This window comes from Borreliella spielmanii (genome assembly GCF_014201705.1).
Classification (GTDB): Bacteria; Spirochaetota; Spirochaetia; order Borreliales; family Borreliaceae; genus Borreliella; species Borreliella spielmanii.
The window spans coordinates 191437-217638 of record NZ_JACHFA010000001.1; the positions used below are offsets into that span (position 1 = coordinate 191437).

Below are 26202 nucleotides of genomic sequence, written 5' to 3' on the forward strand. Positions count from 1 at the left end.
AACCTCCCTTTTCTAATAAAAAGAATTTTTTTCATATCAAACCCTCTCTCTTATTGCAATATTAACTTCTATAATTTTACCATCAGGCAAAGAAAAAGGAACAATTAAAGCCTCAGAACCTTTATTACTTATCTTCATATTTTCTCCATAAATAAAAGCTGGTGGAGTTATATCAAATACAAAACCTTTGGCATGCAAAGTAGTAACAAAATTTCCAGCAATAATGTTGCCAACTTCAGTAAGAGTTGCAGCAACCATCTCTTTTGTTTCCTCATCATCAAAATCACAATATTCTTCAAAATTTAACTTAGAAGCAACAAAAAGGGCTGTTTCTATATCCATATCAATAATTATACTGCCCTCAACAGATCCAGCAAGTCCCACTATTACAGAAACACCTTTTATCTTTTGATTTATCGATTTAAGCCCTGGTTTACCCATTTCTATATTCTCAACAAGCAACATATCTCTTAAAACAGAAGAAGCGGCATCCAAAAACGGCTCTATATAATCTATTCTCATTAATTTCTCCTTTAGACTTTCCTGTACAAGTTAAAATATTTTGTGGATTTTTCTTTTATAAAAATATCATTATTTTTAAGTTCTTCGTTATCTCCTAAAACCAAAAGAGCCCCTTTAATAGTTTTGGAAGCAATGATATTCAACATTGAAATCTGATCTTCACTGCCTAAGAAACATAAAACATCTTTTAAAAAAACCATTCCCAAATTGCCAGGCAAATCTGAAAAAAGAGCATCGGAATATTCAAACAAAACATTATTGAGAATTTCTGACTTAAATTTATAAATCCCAGGACTTTGTTCAAAAGAGTTCCTACGATAAATCTCACTAATACTAATTTCTGACTCCGAAAAAATCAACCTAGAAGTTTCAACCACTTTTAATAAATCATTATCAATAGCTGTCAACTTAAACGATCCTACATAATACTCAGACAAAGCATTAACCAAGGCCATGGTCTCTCGTCCATTACCACAACCAATTTCTAATACATTAAAAATAGAATTCAAATTCTCCATAAAATTTAAGCGATTCTTAACAATTTCATTTTGAAATTCTTCCAAACAATCAGCTCCCCACAGATTTCCTGATGATTTTGAATAAAATTCATTTAAAAAACTATCGTAAGGCAAGCAATCAGTATCAACCATATTAAATTTTACTCCAACTTTTTCTAAAAACACATCATTTACTAAAGAAGCATTAAACGAAAATTTCGAAAGATTTTTTTTAATATTTTCCAAATTAAAAGTCGCAATATTATTTGCAGCTAAATTATCATTGTTATTACTATTTTTTAAAAAAACATTATTAGATAAACTGCCTTTACAATTCTCCAGCATATCTAAATCATCAAAATCGCCTACAAAATCGGTTTTTTCAACAAAATTTTGACCGGAGGTTAACACCTTTTCCTCTTCGCCATAATTAAAAATTTTAAAAACATCAAGGAGTATATAAAGCTTTTCGTTATAATCTACAACACCTTTTATATAGTTTATCAAAGAATCTTGAGATAAAACTGGGTGCGGATCTTGAATAAGACTAGAATCTATTGAAAAAACATTATTAATTTTATCAACAATAACCCCTATAAGAAGGTCTTCATTTTTTAAGACCATAATATCTTCAAGATCTTTTTTATTAAATTCCAAATTAAACATTATTCTAAGATCTATAATAGGAATTATCTCACCTCTCAAATTATCAAGCCCAGCTACATATTTTTTAGCATTCGGAACATAAGTAAAATTACTAGATTTTCTAATTTCTTTAACCTGCATAATATCTACTAAATAATGATCCGAACCAAGCTCAAAAGAAACAACCTTAAAATCAAAATTGGTCAATTTAGAATTACTATTTTTATCATCTAGAATTTTGGATCCAAAATAAATTTCTTTTATCTGCACAAGAGATTCACTCCTTAGTATCCTTTTTTAAATCAAAAAGTTTAAAAACATCAATTATTAATACAACCTTACCATTACCAAGTGTAGTAGCTCCAACTATACCCGCGCTTGATGAAAATTTATCCTTAATAGGCTTTACCACAAAATCTTCTTCACCAAGAATAGAATCTACAACAATTGCGGTCTTTATGTTGTTAATATTAACAACTATTAAAAATTTCTCTATTAATGAATCATCTCTTGTTATATTGAAAAGTTTATCAAGCCTGAGAACAGAAATGATTTCGTCTCTTAAATTATAAACTTCATGATAATTTTCAAGCAATTTTATATCATGCTCAGTTATTCTATGAGTTTCAAGAACATTGTTTAAAGGAATAACATAAGTCTCAGACCCCGACTTTACCAAAAGGCCTTGTATAATCACTAATGTCAATGGTAGCTTGATTTTAAAAATTGTTCCAATACCAATTTCTGATTCTACTAAAATAGTTCCATTAAGCTTTTCAATACTTTTTTTTACAACATCAAGACCAACACCTCTACCTGAAAGATCTGTCACTTGAACCGCTGTTGAAAACCCTGGAGTAAAAATCAAGTTAATAAGTTCAAAATCGGAATAAATTGCGCCTTCTTTTATTATTCCCTTTTCGATTAATTTGCGCTTAATAATCTTTGGATCTATACCAATTCCATCATCTTCAATCTCAATTGATATTACACTACCCTCATTCTTAGCGCGCAAAATTATAGTACCCGCTTTACTCTTTCCCTTTTTAACCCTCTCTTTAACTGTTTCAAGTCCATGATCCATTGAATTTCTAACACAATGCATCAAAGGATCTACAAGGTCATCTATAACGGATTTATCAAGCTCAGTTTCTTCTCCTTCCATTTTAAGATTTACAATCTTATTCAATTTTTTTGAAAGATCCCTAACAACTCTTGTAAACCTTGAAAATATATTAGATATTGGTAACATTCTGGTCTTTAAAACACTCTCATGTAAATCCGTAATTATTCTAGATAGCCGTCCAGAAGTCATTTTAAAGTTTTGAAGAAGTCTAAAAAAAGAATTTCTCAATTCAGATATATCATTAAGAGACTTTTCCATTTTAAAACTCATTAAAGAATTAATATGGGATTCGATCTCATCTTCTAATGTTAAACCTGCATCTTTAAAAATTATCTTTAAATCAATCAAAAAGTTTCTCTGAAAACTTTCTTGATAATCATAAAAATAATTAAAATTATAAAATAATGTAATCATCTCTGAATTTATTTGATTATAAGATGATTTACTTATTACAGCCTCACTGACAAGATTTAATATGTAGTCTATTTTTTTACTATCTATTCTAATTAAATTAACACTAATTGGATTGTTCTTCTTAATACTTTTATTTACTTTAGTAGGCAATTCATCGCCTTCTTTTAGACTTACATTTTTTAAAAATTCTAAATCAATATTTTCGATTTCAAAATGACTAACAACATCGGGCAAATTAATCTTTTTAGCAATACTGTCTGCACTGACATTTGATATTAGGTAATATATAACAAAATTAAAAAATTTATCTGCCAATAATTCACTAGAATCTGGAATAGACTTGAAAATTTTTCCAAGGCTTTTTAATGCCTGAAGCATTTGAAGCCCACTAATAGTAGCCATAGGGTTGTCTTTTACAAAATATAATCTAACTTTAAATAACTTTTGATTTTCAACCTCAAGCAATAAATCAGAAATCTCGTTCTCTGTAAAATCTAAACTATCATTTAAAACAGGTTTAGAATCTAAATCAACATCTTTAATCTTTTTATCTACAAACTTTTTTAATTCTTCTTCTACATTAAATTCATCAACCAAATAGCTTGCAATTAAACTTGAAGGGTCTAAACTTTTTTTCACACCCTCTATATCTGAATATATCAGATAATAATCTACTCTTGTTAAAAATTTATCTTGGATTATTTGCTCATATTTAGGAATTGTATGTAACACAGGCCCTAAGTTTCTTAAAATATTAAATATTTTCAATCCACCATTGTCAACTTCAAAGTCCCTACTTGTATTAAAAATAACACTAATCCTTAAAACCTTTTGTCCAATTCCTAGTCCCTCTTTTATCTCCTCAAGATCTAACCTTGAAAGACAAAAATTGTTTTTAATTGAATTTTCTTTAAATTTCTTAATATAAGGTTGATCATCAATTGATAAAAATTGCCTTAATTTGCTTTTAAGATCACTTATATCATTCAAATAAACCTTGCCATCAAGGCGAAGTGCAAGCATTTCCTTAATAACATCTAATGAATTTAAAAGCAAATCAACAAGATCATTGTTTATATTTACTCTATCATCTCTAATAGCATCAAAAACATCTTCAACAATATGAGTAAAATCAGATAGCTCCATCATATCAAGAGAAGCAGAACTTCCTTTTAAAGTGTGCGCTGCTCTGAATATTTCATCAATAGTATCAGAATTATTAGGATCATCCTCTAATGACATGATATTCTCTTCAAGGGTATCTACAAGATTTTGAGCCTCTTCAAAAAAAACTCCTAAAAGCTCTTCATTTTCCAAATCTAATATTTCCATACCATTTCCTATTAACATTTCATAAACAAAGCTAACCCTTTAGGCCAGCTTTGTTTATTAATTCAAACCTAATTATTTGAGGATGATTCTTTAGGTTTTTCATTCTCAACCTTTTCTATAAAGTTTTGGAAAGAACCTTCAGGCATAGAAATTTTTTCTCGAAGCTTTAAAACTCTTTTAAAAGTTTCATGTGCCTTTAATTTTCGAAGGGATTCAGCCCCACTAGTCTCATAAACTTTAAATACAGATTCACTATCAATATCAGAATCTATTGAAACACTCAACTTATCATAAAGAACTCTCAAATCTTTCACATAAAAGATAAAATTTTGTTCTTTTGAACTATGTGATTTTGAAACTCTAAAAGCCTTAAATCTCATTTTACTTGAAGCAAGGGGATAATTTGGAACATCATCTTTGATTATTCTAGATGATATATTAGGAATATAGTTAGGATTTGACCAAATTAAATCGGCCCACCCCTTAAACTTTAAAGTCCCTAAAGAATAAGCATACTCCATGCCATTCATATCTTCAAATAAAACCTCAAGATCTATTTCATAGCCTAAACTATAAACTGATACTTTAATCTCTTTCATGGTTTTAATGTTATCAATAAGGCCTTTGCCTAAAAATTGATTCCCACTTTCCCCTGAATAAAAAGGAATTTTAAACGGCGGCATAATCATAGCAGATGATTGAGAATAGCTTGGAAATAAAACTCTTACTCCTAAAATAGTATCCCCCGCGTACCTTTTCGACTCGCTTTTAACAACAGCGGGTGCAACAACTGAATTTTTAACATAAGCTTGTAACCTTGCAGAAGGAGTAAGTAAAACACTCCAATTATTTATCCCGAGATCTACAACCATATCTTCCGGCTTAACAATACCAGAAGCACCTGAATAAACATAATCAACATAATTCGTAAGATCAAGCTTGGTTGAACTTGGATCTCTTGCAAGTTCGGCAAAATCTAAAACTAATTCTCCAGGCTCTGTCCTTTTAGAGCCCTCTGTTAACCCATCACTCTCTTGAGCAAAAAGAGCGGTGGATAATAAAAATAATAAAATACTTTTCGCTTTCCTCTTCATATAAACCAACTCCTTATATATACCTCTTATAAAATTTTTGTTTTTTAATTGTTATTATTAAACTTAAATTTATCAACTTTGCTCCTTTAGCATACACCCTTCAACAAGAATAACAAGCTTTTTTGCCTTGCCGGGATAGTTAAAGCGTATTGTTTTTATTAAAGACATGGCAAACAGATTAACCTTAACATCAAAAGATTCATAAGATTCATTATAATCACCGTTATTAAAAGAATCATAAAATTCCCTTGAAAGATTTATGTAATAAATTCCATTTTGCAAAAAAGAATATAAAAATCTTACATCACTTAATAAAAATCCAAAAGAAAACCCTTCATTGCTCCCTAAAAGAAAATCTTTTACTAAAAGATCTAAATTATCTTTTAAATTTTTTTCATCTCTTAAATATCTTAAATTAGCAACAAAGCCCTTGCTAGAATAAAAATAAAAAACCTTTCTTGAAAAAAGATTGTCATAATTTAAAAAAACCATACAAATAGAAAACAAAAAGCTTGCTGCCAAAGCCCCTAAAAGCAATCTAACTATATACTCTTTTTTCAAATTAAAAAATTTATAAATCACTGTATTATATTTAAAAAATATATCCGAAATATTATTTTTCATAAAAATTTATAAATTCCATCAAAGATTTAAGTATTAGGATATTAAACTTGCTCATGTAATTATAATCCAAAATCAATTTAGCATCTAAAATATTGGACAAAAATCCCATTTCAATCAATACAGCAGGCATACTGCTATTTTTTATTACAAACCATTGCTCTTCTCTAATTGGCCTAATATTAGTTTCACTTAACTCATTTTTAAACACTTTATATAAAATTTCAGCCAATCTTTTCGATTCATATTTATATTTAATATCTAGTATATCATTAAGCTCGCTTAAGTATCTATTACCCTTAATATCATACCCTTTAAAATCTTTAATAACCTCTCTTTTTGAGTCCTTGGGAAGATACCAAAATTCAACCCCCCTAGCTTCATTATTTGGAGCATCATTAGCATGCATGGATAAAAATATAACATTATTTGGAAAATTTGGCTTTATTGCATTTGCAAATTCCGACCGCTCTTTTAAAGTTAAAAAAACATCATTTATACGAGTTAACAAAATATTTTTATTTACAAAATAATTACTTAAAATTTTAGACAAAAATATAGAATAGGTTAATGCAAAATCTTTTTCTTGAAGCACAACATCGTAACCATTTATTTTTAAAGTCACAACCGCACCAGCATCATGTCCGCCATGTCCAGGATCAATGATTATTGAAGTAATTCTGGGTTTATTATAACTTTTAAGAGAGTTGAAATAATTTTCAATTTGTTTTAATACCTTTTGGCTTATTAAAATTTCTCCACGAATATCAATAATTGGATCTACAAACATATAATAACCAGAAGATGTAAGCGCATATTCAAAACCTACTCTAAATTTTAAATATCCCTTATCATTTTCAATTGTAAAAACATCATTTTCAATGTTAAAATCAAACCTAAAAACATTAGCATCAAAAAAATCAAGAACATTTAAGTAATCAGAAGTCTTGGAATATAAGCTTAAATATGAAAGCAAAAATAAATCAATCAATAATATCATTTTCCCAAAGCTCGATGGCACTCTTTAAGTCTCCTTTGAATCTTAAGCTATTTTTAGTAATCTCTCCTTTTATTTCCTTAAACTCTTTTTGGAAAAGAAAAGGATTAATTTTGTATTTTAAACAAATTTTACAAAACCTCAAAAAAGAAAAAACAACGCCATTTCCAACAAAAATTGGGACATAATTTTTAAGCAAAAAAATTAAAAAACTTTTATTTTTGGTCAAATTTTCTGGTGAATTTAATGCAGTATACTGAATTCTCAACTTTCTATAAATGTAAACATGTTCTCCAAAATAAACAGCTCTTAGTCCAAAATCTATTCTTTGAAAATATTCATTTTGAATCCTTCCGTCAAAACCCCCAAGCTGTAAAAACTTCTCTTTAGAATAAAGTCCACAATAATCCATGGTAATCAAAGTTTTTTCGTAGTCTTTCTCAGAATTTACTAAAATTACCTTAAACTTTTGCTGTTTATCTATGCTGGGAAGAAAAATTGAAGGGATTATCTCCTCTTCTTTATCGAAAAATTCACCACCAACAAGAAGAACATTTTTTTTGACTATTTCATCAAATATATTTGGAATCCAAAAAGGATTTAACAAGTACATGTCACTTTGCAAAACAAAAACAAAATCACAGCTGGATTCTTTCATTGCCAAATTAACCTTTTCTCCAGAATTCAAATCATCAGAGAGTAAAATAAATTTTAACTTACCATAACTTTCTGAGATAAACTGCAAAGAACTTCTATTGCTCTGTTTTTCAATTGAAATTATTTCTCTTATAAAGTCAAAATTGGATAAAAATTCAAACAAATCTTCTCTAAAAATTTTTGTTCCTCTGCTTAATATTACAAAAGAAATTCCAAAAGAAGATTTTTGTGAATAATTATTTTTAGATTGAATAACAGTATATGAATAACCGCTACCTTGAAGACGCATAAATTACTTTTAAAATCCTCGCAATTAAATTATAATAATCATATGTCAAATAATACAATGTTAATTCCAAGAATAATGAATATTAATACATTATTCTATAGCATGATTATTATCATTTTTACACTCATTTCTTGCAACCATAAGAATATACAGTATGACAAGAGAATTAAAAAATTTTTAGATAAAAACAAAATCGAATATAAAATAGACTCGGAGAATGACTTTATAGCATTTAAAAACATAAACAATAACGAAAGAGAAGAAGTAATTATTAGATCAAGGCTAAACTTATATAAAAATTCAAAAATAAGAGAAATATTTGGAATTGTCAAAGTATTTGATGTAAACACACAAAAAATTAAAGAAATATCTGACTCTCTTATGAGCGACAGCTATAATAACAGAGTACTCGGATCGTGGGAAATCATTCATAATGCAGAAAAAGGGCTTAACTCTTTAGTATATATTGTAAAAGCAGAAGAATTTGCAAGCGAAACACTTTTGCTTGATGCAATTGACGAAATCGCCTCAACAATAACTATTTTCAAAAAAATAATAACAACCAGTAACGAAAACATTGATAATAATGAAACAAATAACAATACAAATAAAACATCAAGAGAACAGCCCGCTTTAAATCAAGAAAAAATAAATTCAACAAAAGAATTTAATAAAAATGAACTTAAAGAAGATCAAATCGAAGAAGAACTACAAGAAATTAAAGCCCAATAATTTCAAAGTCATTCTACTGATAAAGAATTAATATCAAAGCAAAAATACACCCTATCACCTATTTTTATTTGAGATTTAGAAAATGAGCCTCTTGGAAGCTCAAGAGCATATTTTACTTTATAAAGAGAATTAACATTTGCCCTAGAGAATGGTTCTAAATCATAAATCTCTTTAATAATTCCATTTGAATCAATATAAGCTATTTCAAGGGGCAAAGGTGTATTTTCCATCCAAAAAGATAAATTTTGTTCCTTTTTAAAAACAAAAAGCATTCCATTTCCATATTCAACTTTTTCAGTACCCATATATCCTTTTGCTCTATCAAATTCATTAGCTGCTATTTTTACAAAAAACCTAACCCCGTTTATCACAACTTCTTTATCATAAAAATGATCTGCAAAAGATAAAAAAGACATCGACAAAACTAAATATAAAAACCGTTTTAAAATATTTTCCAATTATCAACCTTATTTAAAATCATTTATTATAATTTGAAATATAAGATTTTAAAGTCATTCTTAAAATATTTTTATTTAAAACAATAATACATTCACCAAGATCCCATAAATAATTTAAAGGTGTTACAAGTGTAGCCTCGCCAAACTTTTTCTTTACCTCAATGAAAATTGAATACTGGGATATTAATTTTTTATCAAAAACAAAAGTGTATGAAAACATTTTATTTTTGTCAAAATTAAAAACAGCATATTTTAAATGCGTTTTAGCAATAAATTGCAAAGTCTGTTTTCTAGCATAAGGAAATTCAACTTCTTCAACATCATAATAAAAAATAGTACTCTTGAGAATATTCTCTTTAACAGACTCCATGCTAGAACCCATAACAAAAGATGTAAAAATAGAAAATAAATAAAAAACTGTAACACCCATACAAAGCCTTTAGCCATAAACAATATAAAGAAAAAGTATAACAAATAAAAAACTTGAGAATAAATATAGTAAAACATTAACATTAATCCCAAAATGGAAAAGTCTTATAAAGACTTTAGAAACTACTCCATCACCCACCATTCTTACTCTTTCTTTTCTTTTAAAGGGTTTTTCTTTAAGCTCTTGAAAAGGACTATAATGACAATTAGGGCAACCCTCTCCAAAAGCAGAAACTGGACCTACATGCCGACAATTTGGACATTCGATATCACCAAGCTTAGCAGCACAATTGGGGCAAATAGTCCTATTAAGTCCAACTTTTTCACCGCATTGCTCGCAAAAAACTTCAAAATTTACCTTTGCCAAACTAAAATTCCTCAAATTTAAATTTTATTTAAAAATAAAGTATATAAAATACTATATAATTAATTATAATAAAAAAATGAATGAATATCACATATTTAAGGAATGCTAAAACATGAAATCGGGATTTGCAGCAATACTTGGCAGACCATCAACTGGAAAATCTACTCTTTTAAATTCAATATGCGGACATAAAATATCAATCATATCCCCTATTCCACAAACAACTAGAAATAAAATAAAAGGAATCTTTACAGATGACCGAGGACAAATTATTTTCATAGACACACCAGGATTTCATCTAAGTAAAAAAAAGTTTAATATTGCAATGATGAACAACATACGCTCTTCAATAGGAGAAGTTGAACTTATTTTATACATGATCGACATCCAAGACAAACCTGGAGAGGAAGAAAATAAAATGCTAGAAATAATTAAAAACTCTAAAGTTAAATTTTTAGTATTAATTAATAAAGTTGATCTTAAAAATACAAAAATAAAAGAAATAACACAATTTCTAAAAGCAAAAGAAATAGAAGATAGTAATATAATTAAGATATCTGCTGAAAAAAAAATTAACACGGAAGAATTAAAAAATAAAATTTATGAAAATTTTTCAGAAGGCCCACTTTATTATCCACAAGAATACTACACAGATCAAAAAATAAATTTTAGAATTAGCGAAATAATAAGAGAAAAGGCTATTGAAAACTTAAAAGAAGAACTTCCTTATTCTTTGTATGTGGATATTGATACCCTAGAAAATAAAAAAAAGGGTCTTTTTGTTAGGGCAAATATTTTTGTAGCCAATGAAAGTCAAAAAGGAATCGTTGTAGGAAAAAACGGGAAAGAAATAAAATCGATAGGAGAAAAGGCAAGAAAAACAATTGCAAAAATTTTTGAAACGAAATGCAACCTATTTCTCCAAGTAAAACTAAAAAAAAATTGGAATAAAGAAGACAAACTAATAAAAAGACTCATAAATTAACATATAATTGCGATTTTCTAAATTATTGAAACTTGAAAAATAAAATGCTAAAATTTGGATTAGGAATAAAATGTGAAGACAGCACACTGGGCAGATTTTTACGCAGAAAAAATAAAAAAAGAAAAAGGTCCAAAAAACTTATACACAGTAGCATCTGGAATTACTCCATCTGGAACTGTGCACATTGGTAATTTTAGAGAAGTTATCTCGGTAGACCTTGTAGCAAGAGCTTTAAAAGATTCTGGGTCAAAGGTAAGATTTATTTATTCTTGGGATAATTACGATGTATTTCGAAAAGTTCCCAAAAATATGCCAGAACAAGAACTTCTTACAACCTATTTAAGGCAAGCAATAACAAGAGTGCCTGACACAAGAAACCACAAAACAAGTTATGCAAGAGCTAATGAAATTGAATTTGAAAAATATTTACCCATAGTAGGGATCAATCCCGAATTCATCGACCAAAGTAAACAATATACCAACAGCGTTTATGCAAGTCAAATAAAATTTGCACTTAATCATAAAAAAGAACTGTCTGAGGCATTAAACGAATATAGAACTTCAAAGCTTGAAGAAAATTGGTATCCAATCAGTATATTTTGTACAAAGTGTAATAGAGATACAACAACTGTAAATAATTATGACAACCATTACTCTGTTGAGTACTCATGTGAATGTGGAAACCAAGAATCTCTAGATATAAGAACTACATGGGCCATTAAGCTTCCCTGGAGAATAGATTGGCCTATGAGATGGAAGTATGAAGAAGTTGACTTTGAACCTGCAGGCAAAGACCACCACAGTAGCGGTGGTAGTTTTGATACATCTAAAAATATTGTAAAAATTTTTCAAGGCAATCCTCCTGTAACATTCCAATATGACTTTATTTCAATAAAAGGACGTGGCGGAAAAATATCCTCCTCATCAGGAGATGTCATATCGCTCAAAGATGTTCTTGAAGTCTACACACCTGAGGTCACAAGATTTTTATTTGCCTCTACAAGACCAAATACTGAATTTTCGATCTCATTTGATCTTGACGTAATTAAAATATACGAAGATTACGACAGGTTTGAGAGAATTTACTATGGTGTAGAAGATATAAAAGAAGAAAAAAAAAGATCATTTAAAAGAATTTATGAGCTATCTCAACCATACATGCCAAGTAAAAGAATACCTTATCAAATAGGATTTAGACATTTAAGTGTAATCTGCCAAATATTCGAAAATAATATAAATAAAATTTTAGATTACTTGAAAAACGTTCAAGAAGATCAAAAAGATAAACTAATCAATAAAATCAAATGTGTAATTAATTGGGTAAGAGATTTTGCGCCCGAAGATTTTAAATTTTCATTAAGAGATAAATTTGATAATATAGAAATATTAAAAGAAAATAGCAAAAAAGCAATTAATGAACTTCTAGATTTTTTAAAGAAAAATTTTGAAGTTGCTACAGAGCAAGACATTCAAAACGAAATATATAAAATTTCAAGAGAAAATAATATAGAGCCCGCTTTGTTTTTTAAACAAATTTATAAAATTTTAATCGATAAAGAAAAAGGGCCAAAATTAGCCGGATTTATCAAAATAATTGGCATTGATCGTTTTGAAAAGATTACAAGTAAATATATTAAACCTTAAAATAATAAAAAAAATAAATAAGTCATAATTAATATGACTTATTAACACTTTAATACCAAAAGGCCATTACTTTAACTTTCCTTGACTAGCAACAGATTCCATTGCCTTTTTAATCTTGCTTTCATCACCTAAATAGTAATGTTTAATAGGATTTAAATCTTTATCTAATTCGTAAACTAAAGGAATACCCGTAGGAATGTTAAGCTTTAAAACATCTTCTTCGCTTAAATTATCAAGATATTTAACAAGGGCTCTTAAAGAATTGCCATGAGCAGCAACAATAACTTTTCTACCCTCAAGAACTTCTTTTGCAATCTCATCAGTCCAATAAGGAATAACTCTTGCAACAGTATCTTTAAGGCACTCTGTTGAAGGAAGTTCTTTTTTAGGAATATATTTATATCTTGGATCCTTTATTGGATGACGATCATCAGACTCATCTAAAGACATCGGGGGCACATCATAACTGCGTCTCCAAATTAAAACTTTATCTTCCCCATATTTTGCAGCTGTTTCCGACTTATTTAAACCTTGTAAAGCTCCATAGTGTCTCTCATTTAATCTCCAAGTTTTTTTTACACTAATATAAGATTGGCCTAGTTCTCGCAAAATAATGTTTAAAGTATCATTGGCCCTTGACAATAAAGAACTAAAAGCAATATCAAAAGAATAACCTTCTTGCTTGAGAAGCAAACCAGCCTCCATAGCCTCATCGATACCCTTATCAGAAAGTTTAACATCTGTCCACCCAGTAAAAAGATTTTCTCTGTTCCACTCACTCTCTCCATGTCTTACTAAAACTAATTTATACATAAAATCTCCTAGCATATTATTTTACTTATTAATACTAATAATTATAAATTAGCACAAAATCTAGTCAAGATTTAAACCTTAATCAAATAATGATATACTTTAAAATACATTGGGCTTTAAATTAATTCAAACAAGGAAAAAATTATGGAAAATCAAAAAATTTTGGTAGCAAAATACGCAATTGATCACTACATTAAAAGCAATATGAACCTTGGAATCGGAACAGGTACAACTGTTTATCATGCAATAAAATATTTAATCGAAAAGCTAAAATCGGGTAACTTAAAAAATTTAAAATTCTATACAACAAGTAACGATACAAAATATTTACTCTCAAAAGAACAAATTCCTTATGAATCAAATTTTTCAAAGCTTAACAAAAATCTAGACATTGCAATTGATGGGGCTGATGAAATTCTATTAGAAAAAAAAAGCTTAATAAAAGGAATGGGGGGAGCACATCTAATGGAAAAAGTAATAGCTTACAATTCAGAAACATTGCTAATAATAGCAGATGAAACAAAAATTGTAAAAAAATTGGGAACAAAAATGCCTATTCCAATAGAAGTTGCCCAAAATGCTGTTGGCTTTATTATGACTAGACTTGAAGAAATGAATTTAGACACAACTTTAAGAATTTGTAACGAAAAAAAAGGACCTATTATAACTGATAATAATAATTATATTTTAGATGTAAAAATGCACGTAGAAAATCCTGAAGGAGCAGAAAAATACTTTAAACTGTTTCCAGGCATACTTGAAATTGGGATATTTAATCATAAAAACACAAAAATAGTTTATTACCAAAACAAACAAATTAAGGAAGCCTGAACTTCACTTTAAAAAAGTTATCATCAAAATAGTTTATAATTTTTACTAAATAAAAATCTAACTTAAACCTTTCATACCCTTTTAACAACAACATATTATTATCAAAAACAAACTTTCTACTTAAATTTGAGCAATAATTAATAAACTGAAAAAATTGTTCTTCATTATAATCAAATTTAAGCCTAAGAGACCGTAAATTAACACCTTGAATGGTTCCAAGCCCTTGAATAAAATGATAAATAAAAAACTCTAAATCTTCTATCAATTTAAACGTTACAGGGTAATTATTTGCTTTAACAAAACCACTATCTTTTCTAATCAAAGCCCTTACATTATTATTCTTATCATTACAGAAAAGCAAGCTTACAGCGTGTAATCCTAATCCCAAATATGGTTTTAACTCCCAATTTAGCTTATTATGTTTACTCTCATGACCTTTCAACGCAAAATTAGTAATTTCATAATTAATATAACCATTAGATTCTAAACGCTCTAAAGCATAAAACCACAGCTTTTCTGAATCAATACTATTATTAAAATCTCTTAAAATAAAGCCTTCTTCTTCACATATAAAATCACTAAAACAAATATGCTCAGGCATATACAAGAGCAATTCTTTTAAATCAAACTTGAGATAAGACTTTGTTTGCAAAGGCATATTAATCGTCATATCAATACTTAAATCAAAAGGAAATTTTCTAATATTGTTAATTAGAATATTCATTTTTTCATAAGAAATTTCAGGAATTCCCATAATCTTTCTAAATTTTAAAGAAAAGCTTTGAACACCAAGATTAATTCGAGTAATACAAAATTCATCTAAAAGTTTAAATTTTTCAAAATCAACATACCCCGGAATCATTTCTAAAGTAAATTCTTCTAATAAAGCCAAATTAATATATTTGGATAAAGAAGTAAAAATAAATTTTAAATCATTCTGGCTACACAAACAAAAGTCTAGATGCTTAATGTACAGTGTTTTTATAGTTGGATGATCTAATAAGGTTAAATGATATTTTAATTCCTCTAAAATTCTATTAAAAATGCTAAAATCTTTACAACAAAATGACATATTAATATAAAGACTTAACTCGATAAGAGGTAAAAGATCTACTATCATAATTGGTCTTTTAAAAATTTAAGTTTAATTATAACATATATAAAGTATAAATATTAAAAAATATAATAAATAAAGGGGATTTGTAGGAGATTTTTTAATGACCAAAGATTATTATAATGTACTAGGAATACAAAAAAATGCTAGTAATGAAGAAATTAAAAAAGCTTATAAAAAATTGGCAATAAAATATCACCCGGACAAAAACAAAGGAAACAAAATAGCTGAAGAAAAGTTTAAAGAAATAAATGAGGCTTATGAAATTTTATCTTCTCCTGATAAAAAAAGAAATTACGACACTTTAGGTAGCACCAATTTTAACAGCAATAACGACCATTTTGAAAGAGAATTTAGCAGCTCGAGATTTAGCAATTTTGAAGATTTAGATTTTTTTTCTAAAATCTTTAGTGGATCTTCAAGAAGAACAACAGACAAAGAAATAACTGTAAATATTTCACTTTATGATGCTTATATGGGAAGTAAAAAAATACTACTTATAAACAATAAAAAAATCGAAATAATAATCCCAAAAGGAACATTAGAAACAACTAAAATAAAAATAAACAACAAAGGACCTATTAACCCAATTTCCGGAATAAGGGAAAGCTTAATAGTTAAATTTACTATATCAAACTATAAAAAATTTAAACTAAATGGAAAAACCTTAGAAACAACAATAGAAGTTTATCCATGGGAAATGGCTTTGGGTTGCGAAAAATTATTTGAAACAATTGAGGGGAAAAAAATAAAACTTAAAATTCCTTCGGACGCAAAAAATGGAGAAATTCTAAACTTAAAAGGACTAGGAATGCCTATAATTGGAAGCAGCTCAAAAAGAGACCTTAAAGTCACTTTGATAGTAAAAATTCCCAAAATAATAAATAACGAAGTAAAAATTATTTACGAAAGATTAAAAGAGATATACAGTTAAAGTGTTTCTGAAAATAAATGACCAAAGTTTTTCAAATTTGCCTCCCACCCTAACCTATATTCATTAAATTTATTTATCTTAGACTCGTATTCTTTGATTCCATCCTCAATATTATCAAAATTCTTGACAATATCCACCGAAAATTGAAAAACATCCCCTTGTCGGGGAGCAAGAGTAAAAAAAGCAAATTTCCAATTTCCAGAATTTATAGTAGATACAATCCTTTTCTGAAAAACATAATCGGAAATTAAAACAAATTTTTGAAACTCTTTTCTTCGTAAATAAATAAGCTCATTCCACTCATTAAAAATAGCGTCTGGTAATTCGTTTAAACCAATCTCAATTATATTATTGATAGATAAAAGAATTTGTAAAATTTCCAATAAATTTAAATAATAACTATCAAAACATTGAATTGTAATTTCAAGCAAAGCAATTTTTATAAGAAGTTTAGAAATGTCAAGACTATGATATTTCATAATTTTATCAATTCTATCTTTTGTATGGTCTATAATAAATTTTTTATGAGTTTCTTTAATATTAGTACTTTTTTTAATTTGCTCTACTTTTTCATAATAATCATTAATTTCTTTATTAATTACATCTAAATTATTACTATTAGCCTCATTGGAAAAAAAATCCAACGAATTACTAAGTCGCACTAAAAATTCTTCTTGAATAAAGAACGTAGCAATTCTTATACAAGAAAATGGGGCTTTGCTCTTTTTTTCAAAATTTTCAATTTTTTGTTTAAGATCTACCCTAAAATTTAAATATTTAAGTTTATCTAAAAATTTATTAAAATGGGAAACATCTTCTAATAATTCATCTTCTTGAATATCTAAAAATTCTGAATGGGGATGATATTTCCTTATCAAATTTTTAATAATAAGCAAAGTATCTAAAAAAATAGCTTTATTAGCATCCCAAGATTTACTGACGCTGGGATTAAAATCTCTATAAATCTTATCCAAAAACACAAGCTTATCTTTAAGCAAATTGGCATCATTAATAAGACTTGATTGCTCTCGATAAGAGTAATAGTTTATTAAACTATACCTAAAAATGCTAAAATTAAGATATTTTTGAAAATCAAAAAATCTATAAAATCCTAATGAACCAAAATCAAAAAACTTCATGTCACAATATCATCTTATTCAAGTTCTACTTTATCTTTTTATACAGATTTAAAAGTATTGGAGACGCTATGAACACAGAAGAATAAGTTCCAACAATTACCCCTACCATAAATACTAAAGAAAAATCTTTTATAGGCCCTTCAGTAAACACATAAATAGAAAATACTGCAACAAATGTTGTAACTGATGTTAAAACAGTCCTTGATAAAGTTTGACTAATACTTATATTTAACACATTTAAAAATGTATTGTCGGTTAATCGCTTAACATTATCTCTAATCCTATCAAAAATAATTATTGTGTCATTTAAAGAATACCCGATAATCGTTAATATTGCCACAATAATATAGCTATTAATCTCTATTCTAAATGCTCCTAAAAAAGCAGCTATAAAAAATATATCATGAAATGTTGAAAGTATAGAAGCAAGAGCATAACTTAGCTTAAATCTTAAAGTTATATAAATCAAAATCAGACCAAATGTTCCTAATACTAAAAATATTGACTTACTTCTTAAAGTATAAGAAAAACTTGAATCAATAAAATAAGAATCCAAAACTTCAATATTAACATTAAATGCTTTTTTAAGTTCATCAATTATTGTTTTTTGCACTTCTGTTTTAAAAGCATAATCAATGATATCTGACTTTACCATAATGGAAAATTCACTTTTATTCTTATTAGACGAAAAAATGCTATTAACCTCTAAGGCCTTATAAATCGGGGAGAATATTTTTTTAATTTCATTTTCTTTAATATCTGATTTTTCTATTGAAAGATTAATATTAACTCTAGGAGAAAAATCTATTCCCCAATTGTATCCACCATGATAAAAAAAAGTATAAATAAGCCCAATCAAAGTCAAAATAACACTAACAATTAAAACATTGCTTCCATATTTTAAAAAATTAATTACTCTTTGCATATTTTGAACTCCAAGATATACTTATAAATTTGCTTTTTCTAACAGATATGATAAATTCCAAAATAAATCTTGAAAAAATCAAACTACTAAAAAGGGATGCCACAATTCCAACAGAAAGAGACCATGCAAAACCTTGAATAACTCCAGTTCCAAGAAGAGTTAAAAAAAGAACCGCAATAAATGTTGTTATATTTGCATCCATAATAGATAAAAAGGCTTTTTTAAAACCATCTTCAAAAGCTTTTTCAAATTTTCTGCCTTCTCTAATTTCTTCTTTAATTCTCTCATAAATGACTATATTTATGTCCACAGCCATGCCCATTGTCAAAATAAGACCTGCAATACTTGTTAAAGTTAACGTAAAATTAAAGGCCGACAATATTGCTAAAATTAAAAATACATTATAAATAACAAGTGAAAACCCAGCTACAAAGCCACTCAATCCATAATAAACACACATAAACAAAAAAACCAAACAAAGAGCAAGCACAGAAGCCTTAATACCAAGATCAATAGTCTTAGCACCAAGAGTAGGTCCTATTATTCTCAAATCATCTATTTTAATCTCAACTGGAAAAGCTGCGGTTTTAAACACTAACGCAAGATCTAAAGCCTCTTTTTTATCAAAAGAATCGCCTTGAATTGAAACATTGCCACCAGTAATAGCATATCCAATTCCCGCCACAGACTTAATTTTTCCTTCCATAACAACGGCCAAAGACTTTCCAACATTTTTTTGAGTAAATTTAAAAAATTTTTCACTCCCATCAACATCAAGGTTAAAAGCAACAATATCTCGACCTGTTCTAGGATCATTAGAAACCCCAGCATCTTTAATATGCGCACCATCAAATGAATTCTCAGGACTTACATCAACTACATAATAACGAACTGATGACTCATCATCCACCCCATACGGATCTTTAACATACCAAGGAAAAATTTGTTTACTATCCGGGAGATTCATATTTGCCTGAATTTCAGCAATAGAAAAAAGAGAACCCGCTTCTAAAATTTTTTTTTGCAAAATAGATGTTGACTCGTCATCAACCACATAAAAAGTCAAATTGCCTTTCCCACTCAAAAGAGTACTTACCCTGCTCTCATCTTTTTCTCCAGGAATATCTAAGAAAATTTTATTTCCCCCAGCTTCTCTTGCAATTTTAGGCTCTGTAAGTCCGAACCTATCTACCCTATCCTTAAGAATTTGCATTATACGATAAATAGCATCTTCTTTCTCAGCAAAGCTTAAAGAACGCCCTAATTTTTTTTCAACACTTGAATAATCAAGAGAAATAGTAACACTCATCCCTCCAGACAAATCAAGTCCAAGATGTATTATTCTGCTTTTACTCTTCTTTATGTTTTCATAATGCCTATAAATCTCTAAACTTACTTCCCCCATATCCGAATCAGTCAAAAATCCTTCACGCAAAGATTTAGCAGTAAAAAAATTAGGGGGGATTTTCATTGAAGACTTATAATTATTTTTTGCTATTGGAATCAAATAAGACATACTAGCCGGAATACTGCTATTGGGATCTTTATGATACAATTCCTTAAGTTTAACAAGATCATCCAAAGCTTTTTTCTTTGAATAATCCCTTAAAGCCTCTTGCGAATATGAGCTTATTTTTTTATCCTCAATGCTCATAAAAAAATACCACTTTAAAGTCGGAAATATTAAAAGACACGCAAAAAACGTCACCAGCAATATTAATATAAGCTTAGATCCTTTTTTCATTATATAAATCCTTAAAATTTTTAAAAAATACCATTATTAGCTACCAGTTCTAATTTTACCTTAAGTTATAATACCTTATAATACCTTTTTAACTTCATTTTTTTCGGACAAAACTTTATCAATAGAGTTTTTTATAAATACTGCTTCAATATTTGGACTTAATTCCAAAATAACATCCGTATCACCTAGTTTTTTTACAACTCCAAAAATTCCACCTATTGTTAACACCTTATCACCTTTTTTTAGATTTTTTATCATTTCTTTTTTATTCTTTTCTTCCTTGCGCTGAGGAGATATCACTAAAAACCAAAATATAGCAATAACAGGCACAAAAACTAAAAAACTTCGTAAAAAGCTACTATTGCCGCTAAATTCTTGCAATAAAAACACAAAACCTCCTTTACTATACGTATGTCACTTTTATCTTATTAATATCATCAGGATAAACCACTCCAAATAAAAGCTTAAAGTCGTCTTTTTTAGTATAATTAGAATTACTTATTTTATTGTACTCTTCAATTAAATAATTAATAAGAGCATCGTCATTTCTATAAAGGGCCTTACTAAAAGCACTCCTATAAAGCCCAAGTTCAAAAAGTTCTTTAACGCTTTTACCTTTATTTTCTCTTAAAAGCTGCCTATCTACTATTGCTCTTGAACAATCGTACCCTATACAAAAAACAAATTCATCCTCACTCAAAATAATTCCTTTAAATAATAAAATATTCCACCGGCAAAAACACAAATTCACCGGTGAAACTTTAATTTACATCATCCCCATTCCTGGGTCCATAGGATAACCACCCCCACCAGAAGTACTTTTCTCTTCTTTAATATCGGTGATTGCACATTCTGTTGTTAATAAAAGTCCAGCAATCGAAGCAGCATTTTGAAGCGCACTTCTTGTAACCTTGGCAGGATCAATTATTCCGCTCTCAATCATATTTACCCACTTAAAGCTAGAAGCATCAAACCCAAGACCTTTTTTCTCAGTTTTGATTTGATGAATATAAATAGATCCTTCAAAACCAGCATTTGAAATAATCTGTCTCATTGGCTCTTCAAGACTTCTTTTTACAATCTCAAAACCTTGCTTTTCCTCATAGCTTAATTTGCTTGTATCTATTGTATCTAAATACATAGCAACTTCAATAAGAGTTGATCCCCCACCAGGCACAACACCCTCTTCAACAGCAGCACGAGTTGCAGAAAGAGCATCTTCAACTCTATGTTTTTTCTCCTTAAGCTCTACTTCAGTAACAGCTCCAACATTAATAACAGCAACTCCGCCAACAAGCTTTGCAAGACGCTCTTGAAGCTTTTCTTTATCATATTCAGATGTTGAATCTTCAATTTGTTTTTTAATAAGCTCTGAACGCTCTTTTATTTGTTCTTTATTGCCAGTATTAATAATAGTGGTATTGTCTTTATCAACCTTAATAGTTTTAGCCTGTCCAAGTTGCTCAATCTCAACTGTCTCAAGTGTAAGACCTAGCTCCTCACTGATTAAAACACCGCCAGTAAGCACTGCAATATCCTCAAGCATTGCTTTTCGTCTATCACCAAAACCAGGCGATTTAATTGCACAAACCTTTAAAGCTCCTCTAACGCTGTTTAAAACAAGAGCAGCAAGAGCATCTCCTTCGATGTCCTCAGCAATAATTAATAAAGGTTTATTTGTTCCTAAAACTTTCTCAAGAACTGGTAAAAGCTCTTTAATAGAGCTAATCTTCTTCTCATATATTAATATAAAAGCATCATCAAAACTAACGCTCATATTCTCTTTATTGGTGGAAAAATAAGGAGAAAGGTATCCTCTGTCAAATTGCATACCCTCAACATAAGAAATAGTAGTATCAAAAGTTTTTGACTCTTCAACTGTTATAACACCATCTTTTCCAACTTTATCCATTGCCTCAGCAATTTTTTCACCTATATAACTGTCATTATTAGCAGAAATTGAAGCTACTTGCGCAATCTCTTCTTTTGTTGTAATCTTTTTTGCAGACTGACGAATTTTCTCAGCAGCTAAATTTACAGCATGATCTATTCCCTTTTTTATTCCAATAGGATTAATTCCTGAAGAAACATTCTTAAGACCTTCTCTTGCAATAGCATAAGCAAGAACAGTAGCGGTTGTTGTTCCATCACCAGCAACATCATTTGTTTTAATAGCAACTTCCTTTAAAAGCTGCGCTCCCATGTTTTCAAACGGATTTTCAAGCTCAATCTCACGAGCAACACTAACTCCATCCTTTGTAACTGTTGGAGAACCGAACTTTTTATCAATAAGAACATTTCTCCCTTTTGGCCCAAGAGTTACTTTTACAGCATTGGATAATTTTTCAACGCCACTAAGTAAGCTTTTTCTAGCATCCTCATTAAAATATATGTCTTTAGCCATAAAAATTTTACCCCTTTTTATACATAAAATAATTTATATTTAACATTATAAGATTAACATAAACTTAATACATTCGCTATAGCGTATTGATCCATATATCAAAAAATACAAAATATACAAAACCAGTACAAATTTTTATTATATAATATAAATATTGAGCAGATCTTTACATCATAAAGATAAAGAATTTATGTTTAGAAAACTAAAAAACCCAAAAACCTATATTATTATTATTTCAATAACTAAATTTTCAGAGAATAACCTGTTATCAATAATATCAAACATAAAATATTTAATTGAGCACAAACGGTTAGCTTACAAAATACATTGGACATTTCCAATATACTTTTTTGAAATTCTAAGAGAACATGAAGAATTAAATAAATGGCTATTTGAAAGATTTAAGACTAATATGGATGTATATATGCCTGGAACTTACAGCGGAAGCCCTCATGAATACATGCTACATGATGAAATACATTTAGATTTGTATTGGGCGCTAAAAAATCCATTTAAAAGTGGATACAAAGATATATTTCAAAATACACCTATTATGTTATATATATACAATATAGAAAAGTTTAGGAAAAAAGTGACTGAGCTTTATAGAAAGCTTAATTTTAATTATACAGAAGGAATAAGGCAGAGCAAAAATAATAAAACTTACTTAATATTTTATAAAAACAACTGTCAATATTTATATGAAGTCCAAAAAATAGATTCTACAAAAAGCAATGTAGAAACTCTTATTTATTTTTATGAAATCAAAGAAACTTATGACAATCAAGAATTAAAAAATTTTTTACTTTATTTGAAATCCTTAGAAAATAGCCTACACAGCATCAAAATACAAAATCTAACAGGATCAAAACTTACTACCGAACTACTAGAAATTCCAAAATTCAACTCTCTTAAAGAGCAAGAACCAATAATAAATTTTCAAAACAAAAGACTCAAAGATTATCAAATCAATGAAAAAAGCTTAAGGGAATTTTTAATAAACAAACACCAAGAAGAAATTGTCAGAAATTCAGAATCTATTGCTCCTAAGAATCTGGAATACAATATGGAGGGAAACTTCACATTATCTCATGATCAATACAATATCAAATTCGAAAATGGAAAATTAAATAAAATAAAATTTAAAGACAAAAAAGTTGAATTTCTAAACACATCTAGAACCTATTTTAAAATTTTATCAAAAAAAGAATTAATAAAAGAAGCATCTATTGAGAGTTCATTTTCTTTCTCAAATGAAAAAATTTTAGGAATAAAACAATACTTAGCTTTTAACTCTTCTACAAAATCAACAATTGATTTTTTTATAGATGAGACTATCTCTAGCTTTTTTGTATCTATTAAAATAAAATGGCCTTCTAAAATCGATCTAGATAAAAAAGCATTAAAAAAATGTAATCCTGATTATCTTCTTGAATACTCTGCCCTTGAAATACCTGTTTTTGAAATTACAAAAGGCACTAATTTAAAAATAACAGCAAAATACAGCGATCTTGATACTTATGAAAAAATAATAATAACTAAAAACAATCCCAAAGGCTACATTAATGGTACAGAATTTTTAATATCTAAAGGAAATGACAAAAATAGCAATTTTTTTATAAGCTTTTTAAATGTTGAAAAACAAATCATTCATACAATTAATTATAAAATTGAAAAAATAAATTCTAAAAAATGGTTAGTTTTAAACATAGGGGGCTCTTACAATACAGTCAAGATTCAAGATGTAATAAATTACTCTCAGACGCTAAATTTAATGATATTACCATTAAATAATAATTTCGATAACAAAATAAGACTGAATTCAAAAATAAAAAATTTAATTTTTTATACTAATATAAAAAAATATGAAAATAAATAAATAATAAGTAGTAAAATATTAATAACTGGGTATAAAATTATCCTAGGTAGAACATAAAAAGTATTTAATCTTTAATTTAAATAAAAAAGGTATAATAATATGAACGATAACATAATAGACGTCCACTCTACATTAGAAAAAGTCGGCATTACAAATGATCCTGTATTATTAAAAAATTTAACATCAGAATTGGGAATGAAAGCATCTCATTCGAGAAACAGAATCATTCTCTACATAGCATCAAACCCGAAAGAATACTTTACAGCTAAAGAAGTTTATAACAAACTTGTAAAAGAAATTCCAAGCTTATCAAAAGCAACAGTGTATAACACATTAAACATTTTAAAAGAAAGAAACATTCTAAAAGATATAAAAACTACTGATCAAAAAGAAACAAAATTTTACCTAAGCTTGGCTTCCACAATAGCTCACTTTAAATGCAATAAATGCAATCAAGTCCATCCTATTCAACTTGACGATATTAAAGATATTCTGAAAGACAAACTTGGAGAAAACTGGGAAACAAAATCTATCGAAATAATTTACTCAGGACATTGCAATAATTGCTATAAAAAAGAAGCTCATAACAACAACGATATCCTAAATAGCAAGGGAATCACCGTATGAATATAAAAAATATCATTTTTATAATTATATTCTTATTACTCTTAATACTAGTTAGCCCAAGGATAAAATTTAAAAATGAATTTTCGAAAAAAGCAATTCCCAAAAACATTAAAGAAATTGATAATTACCTATTAAAAGAAGAATTACAATTTAGTTTAGAAAAAAATACAAAAAAAGAAATAATTTGGTACAAAGATACCAAAAAAACAAAATATTCTGTAGTCTATATCCATGGATTTGGAGCATCAAAAAATGAAATTTATCCGGTTCCAAATAATATTGCAAAAGCTCTTAATGCCAATCTTTTTTTTACAAGATTAAAAGGACACGGAATTAACAATAAAAATGCATTCCAGGGAATAACTACTCAAGATTGGTTGAAAGACATCGATGAGGCTATTGAAATTGGCAAACTGATAGGTGATAAATTAATATTAATTGGCACCTCTAATGGAGGTGCTGCCAGCATATGGGCCTTAGCAAACTATCCAGATGAAATAAACTCATCGGTATTAATTTCTCCTAACATATTCCCTTATGACAAGAGAACAAACATCGTTTATTATCCTTGGGGACGACAAATTGCATATCTTATAACAGGTGGTTACAATAAATTCGAAACAAAAGAAGATAAACGAAAAGAACACTTAACTGTAAAAAGCCACTCTTCAAGAATACAACATGTAGACGCAATTATTGCAATGATGGGCCTTGTAAAATTATTAAATTCGTACAATTTCAATGAAATCAAAACACCTTTGATAATAACCCACACACCTAATGATCATACAGTAGACCCAATAAAAATAAATGGATTCATAAAAAATTATGGAGGTAAAAAAAAAGATATTCCTATTATACTTCTTGAAAATTCACACGCACACGTACCTATTGGGAACCAAAGCTACAAAAGCGCCCAAAACACATCATACTTCACAAAATATGCAGTTGATTTTATAATCAAAGCAAATAAGTAATAGCCT

The 26202-nt window shown here is 28.3% G+C and carries 26 protein-coding genes; 8 read left to right on the plus strand and 18 right to left on the minus strand.

What is annotated here, in order from left to right:
• Nucleotides 1-36: 36 nt before the first annotated feature.
• The 7 genes from HNR35_RS00875 to HNR35_RS00905 all read right to left on the minus strand — a co-directional run bounded on the left by HNR35_RS00875 (nucleotide 37) and on the right by HNR35_RS00905 (nucleotide 8194).
• Nucleotides 37-522 carry a chemotaxis protein CheX gene (locus HNR35_RS00875; RefSeq protein ID WP_004789896.1) on the minus strand — a complete coding sequence of 162 codons (486 nt, stop codon included), beginning with the start codon at nucleotides 520-522 and terminating at the stop codon, nucleotides 37-39.
• Nucleotides 523-533: 11 nt separating this feature from the next.
• Nucleotides 534-1934 (minus strand): CheR family methyltransferase, encoded by a 1401-nt coding sequence (locus HNR35_RS00880; RefSeq protein WP_183223320.1) that lies wholly within the window; start codon nucleotides 1932-1934, stop codon nucleotides 534-536.
• A gap of 7 nt (nucleotides 1935-1941) precedes the next feature.
• Nucleotides 1942-4536, minus strand: coding sequence for a chemotaxis protein CheA (locus HNR35_RS00885; protein WP_183223322.1), 2595 nt, complete (start codon nucleotides 4534-4536; stop codon nucleotides 1942-1944).
• 68 nt (nucleotides 4537-4604) lie between these two features.
• Nucleotides 4605-5630, minus strand: a complete 1026-nt coding sequence (gene flaA / locus HNR35_RS00890) for a flagellar filament outer layer protein FlaA (protein WP_006433773.1) — start codon at nucleotides 5628-5630, stop codon at nucleotides 4605-4607.
• 72 nt (nucleotides 5631-5702) lie between these two features.
• A complete protein-coding gene (locus HNR35_RS00895; RefSeq protein WP_183223324.1) occupies nucleotides 5703-6254 on the minus strand; it encodes a flagellar filament outsheath protein in 552 nt (183 codons plus the stop codon).
• The gene (locus HNR35_RS00900) at nucleotides 6244-7242 is read right to left on the minus strand and encodes an N-acetylmuramoyl-L-alanine amidase (protein WP_183223605.1); all 999 of its coding nucleotides are present in this window, start codon (nucleotides 7240-7242) and stop codon (nucleotides 6244-6246) included. Before HNR35_RS00900 ends, HNR35_RS00895 begins: the two co-directional genes overlap by 11 nt.
• The gene (locus HNR35_RS00905) at nucleotides 7235-8194 is read right to left on the minus strand and encodes a glycosyltransferase family protein (protein WP_006433673.1); all 960 of its coding nucleotides are present in this window, start codon (nucleotides 8192-8194) and stop codon (nucleotides 7235-7237) included. The genes HNR35_RS00900 and HNR35_RS00905 overlap by 8 nt, the downstream gene beginning before the upstream one ends.
• Before the next feature lie 57 nt (nucleotides 8195-8251).
• On the opposite strand from HNR35_RS00905, the gene HNR35_RS00910 reads away from it, so the two are divergent.
• The gene (locus HNR35_RS00910) at nucleotides 8252-8926 is read left to right on the plus strand and encodes a hypothetical protein (RefSeq protein WP_183223326.1); all 675 of its coding nucleotides are present in this window, start codon (nucleotides 8252-8254) and stop codon (nucleotides 8924-8926) included.
• Nucleotides 8927-8934: 8 nt separating this feature from the next.
• Here HNR35_RS00910 and HNR35_RS00915 read toward each other — a convergent pair whose 3' ends face one another.
• Genes HNR35_RS00915 through HNR35_RS00925 form a run of 3 tightly spaced genes read right to left on the minus strand, consistent with a single transcriptional unit; the run spans nucleotide 8935 to nucleotide 10180 of the window.
• On the minus strand, nucleotides 8935-9384 hold the full coding sequence (locus HNR35_RS00915) for a DUF192 domain-containing protein (RefSeq protein ID WP_183223328.1): 450 nt from the start codon (nucleotides 9382-9384) through the stop codon (nucleotides 8935-8937).
• A gap of 19 nt (nucleotides 9385-9403) precedes the next feature.
• On the minus strand, nucleotides 9404-9814 hold the full coding sequence (locus HNR35_RS00920) for a hypothetical protein (protein WP_006433777.1): 411 nt from the start codon (nucleotides 9812-9814) through the stop codon (nucleotides 9404-9406).
• Nucleotides 9815-9823: 9 nt separating this feature from the next.
• Nucleotides 9824-10180 carry a hypothetical protein gene (locus HNR35_RS00925; protein WP_006433732.1) on the minus strand — a complete coding sequence of 119 codons (357 nt, stop codon included), beginning with the start codon at nucleotides 10178-10180 and terminating at the stop codon, nucleotides 9824-9826.
• A 112-nt stretch (nucleotides 10181-10292) separates the two neighbouring features.
• Here HNR35_RS00925 and era point away from each other — a divergent pair, with 112 nt between their 5' ends.
• Nucleotides 10293-11165 carry a GTPase Era gene (era, locus tag HNR35_RS00930; RefSeq protein WP_183223330.1) on the plus strand — a complete coding sequence of 291 codons (873 nt, stop codon included), beginning with the start codon at nucleotides 10293-10295 and terminating at the stop codon, nucleotides 11163-11165.
• A gap of 72 nt (nucleotides 11166-11237) precedes the next feature.
• A complete protein-coding gene (gene lysS, locus HNR35_RS00935) occupies nucleotides 11238-12809 on the plus strand; it encodes a lysine--tRNA ligase (protein ID WP_183223332.1) in 1572 nt (523 codons plus the stop codon).
• A 66-nt stretch (nucleotides 12810-12875) separates the two neighbouring features.
• On the opposite strand, the gene gpmA is transcribed toward lysS, so the two are convergent.
• Complete coding sequence (gene gpmA, locus HNR35_RS00940) at nucleotides 12876-13622, minus strand: 2,3-diphosphoglycerate-dependent phosphoglycerate mutase (protein WP_006433674.1); 747 nt, start codon at nucleotides 13620-13622, stop codon at nucleotides 12876-12878.
• A 144-nt stretch (nucleotides 13623-13766) separates the two neighbouring features.
• Here gpmA and rpiA point away from each other — a divergent pair, with 144 nt between their 5' ends.
• Nucleotides 13767-14453, plus strand: coding sequence for a ribose 5-phosphate isomerase A (gene rpiA / locus HNR35_RS00945; RefSeq protein ID WP_006433720.1), 687 nt, complete (start codon nucleotides 13767-13769; stop codon nucleotides 14451-14453).
• On the opposite strand, the gene psgB is transcribed toward rpiA, so the two are convergent.
• Nucleotides 14440-15573, minus strand: a complete 1134-nt coding sequence (gene psgB / locus HNR35_RS00950) for a HemN-related non-iron pseudo-SAM protein PsgB (protein WP_183223334.1) — start codon at nucleotides 15571-15573, stop codon at nucleotides 14440-14442. The two genes, rpiA and psgB, sit on opposite strands and share 14 nt — an antisense overlap.
• Before the next feature lie 97 nt (nucleotides 15574-15670).
• On the opposite strand from psgB, the gene HNR35_RS00955 reads away from it, so the two are divergent.
• Nucleotides 15671-16501, plus strand: a complete 831-nt coding sequence (locus tag HNR35_RS00955; RefSeq protein ID WP_183223336.1) for a DnaJ domain-containing protein — start codon at nucleotides 15671-15673, stop codon at nucleotides 16499-16501.
• Here the strand turns inward: HNR35_RS00955 and HNR35_RS00960 are convergent.
• The 6 genes from HNR35_RS00960 to groL all read right to left on the minus strand — a co-directional run bounded on the left by HNR35_RS00960 (nucleotide 16498) and on the right by groL (nucleotide 22713).
• On the minus strand, nucleotides 16498-17640 hold the full coding sequence (locus HNR35_RS00960) for a hypothetical protein (protein WP_006433659.1): 1143 nt from the start codon (nucleotides 17638-17640) through the stop codon (nucleotides 16498-16500). The two genes, HNR35_RS00955 and HNR35_RS00960, sit on opposite strands and share 4 nt — an antisense overlap.
• Nucleotides 17641-17665: 25 nt before the next feature.
• Nucleotides 17666-18565: a protein translocase subunit SecF gene (gene secF / locus HNR35_RS00965; RefSeq protein WP_183223339.1), complete on the minus strand. Its 900-nt coding sequence runs from the start codon at nucleotides 18563-18565 to the stop codon at nucleotides 17666-17668.
• Nucleotides 18549-20309: a protein translocase subunit SecD gene (gene secD / locus HNR35_RS00970; protein WP_183223341.1), complete on the minus strand. Its 1761-nt coding sequence runs from the start codon at nucleotides 20307-20309 to the stop codon at nucleotides 18549-18551. The genes secF and secD overlap by 17 nt, the downstream gene beginning before the upstream one ends.
• 75 nt (nucleotides 20310-20384) lie before the next feature.
• Nucleotides 20385-20699 (minus strand): preprotein translocase subunit YajC, encoded by a 315-nt coding sequence (yajC, locus tag HNR35_RS00975; protein WP_006433719.1) that lies wholly within the window; start codon nucleotides 20697-20699, stop codon nucleotides 20385-20387.
• 13 nt (nucleotides 20700-20712) lie between these two features.
• The gene (locus tag HNR35_RS00980) at nucleotides 20713-21009 is read right to left on the minus strand and encodes a hypothetical protein (RefSeq protein WP_006433794.1); all 297 of its coding nucleotides are present in this window, start codon (nucleotides 21007-21009) and stop codon (nucleotides 20713-20715) included.
• Nucleotides 21010-21075: 66 nt separating this feature from the next.
• Nucleotides 21076-22713, minus strand: a complete 1638-nt coding sequence (groL, locus tag HNR35_RS00985) for a chaperonin GroEL (RefSeq protein ID WP_183223343.1) — start codon at nucleotides 22711-22713, stop codon at nucleotides 21076-21078.
• Between the two features lie 190 nt (nucleotides 22714-22903).
• Between groL and HNR35_RS00990 the strand changes: the two genes are divergently transcribed.
• The 3 genes from HNR35_RS00990 (at nucleotide 22904) to HNR35_RS01000 (ending at nucleotide 26196) form a co-directional block, all read left to right on the plus strand.
• Nucleotides 22904-24592: a hypothetical protein gene (locus tag HNR35_RS00990; RefSeq protein ID WP_006433752.1), complete on the plus strand. Its 1689-nt coding sequence runs from the start codon at nucleotides 22904-22906 to the stop codon at nucleotides 24590-24592.
• 99 nt (nucleotides 24593-24691) lie between these two features.
• The gene (gene bosR / locus HNR35_RS00995; protein WP_006433798.1) at nucleotides 24692-25219 is read left to right on the plus strand and encodes an oxidative stress transcriptional regulator BosR; all 528 of its coding nucleotides are present in this window, start codon (nucleotides 24692-24694) and stop codon (nucleotides 25217-25219) included.
• Nucleotides 25216-26196 carry an alpha/beta hydrolase gene (locus HNR35_RS01000; protein WP_183223345.1) on the plus strand — a complete coding sequence of 327 codons (981 nt, stop codon included), beginning with the start codon at nucleotides 25216-25218 and terminating at the stop codon, nucleotides 26194-26196. The genes bosR and HNR35_RS01000 overlap by 4 nt, the downstream gene beginning before the upstream one ends.
• The last annotated feature ends 6 nt before the right edge of the window (nucleotides 26197-26202 follow it).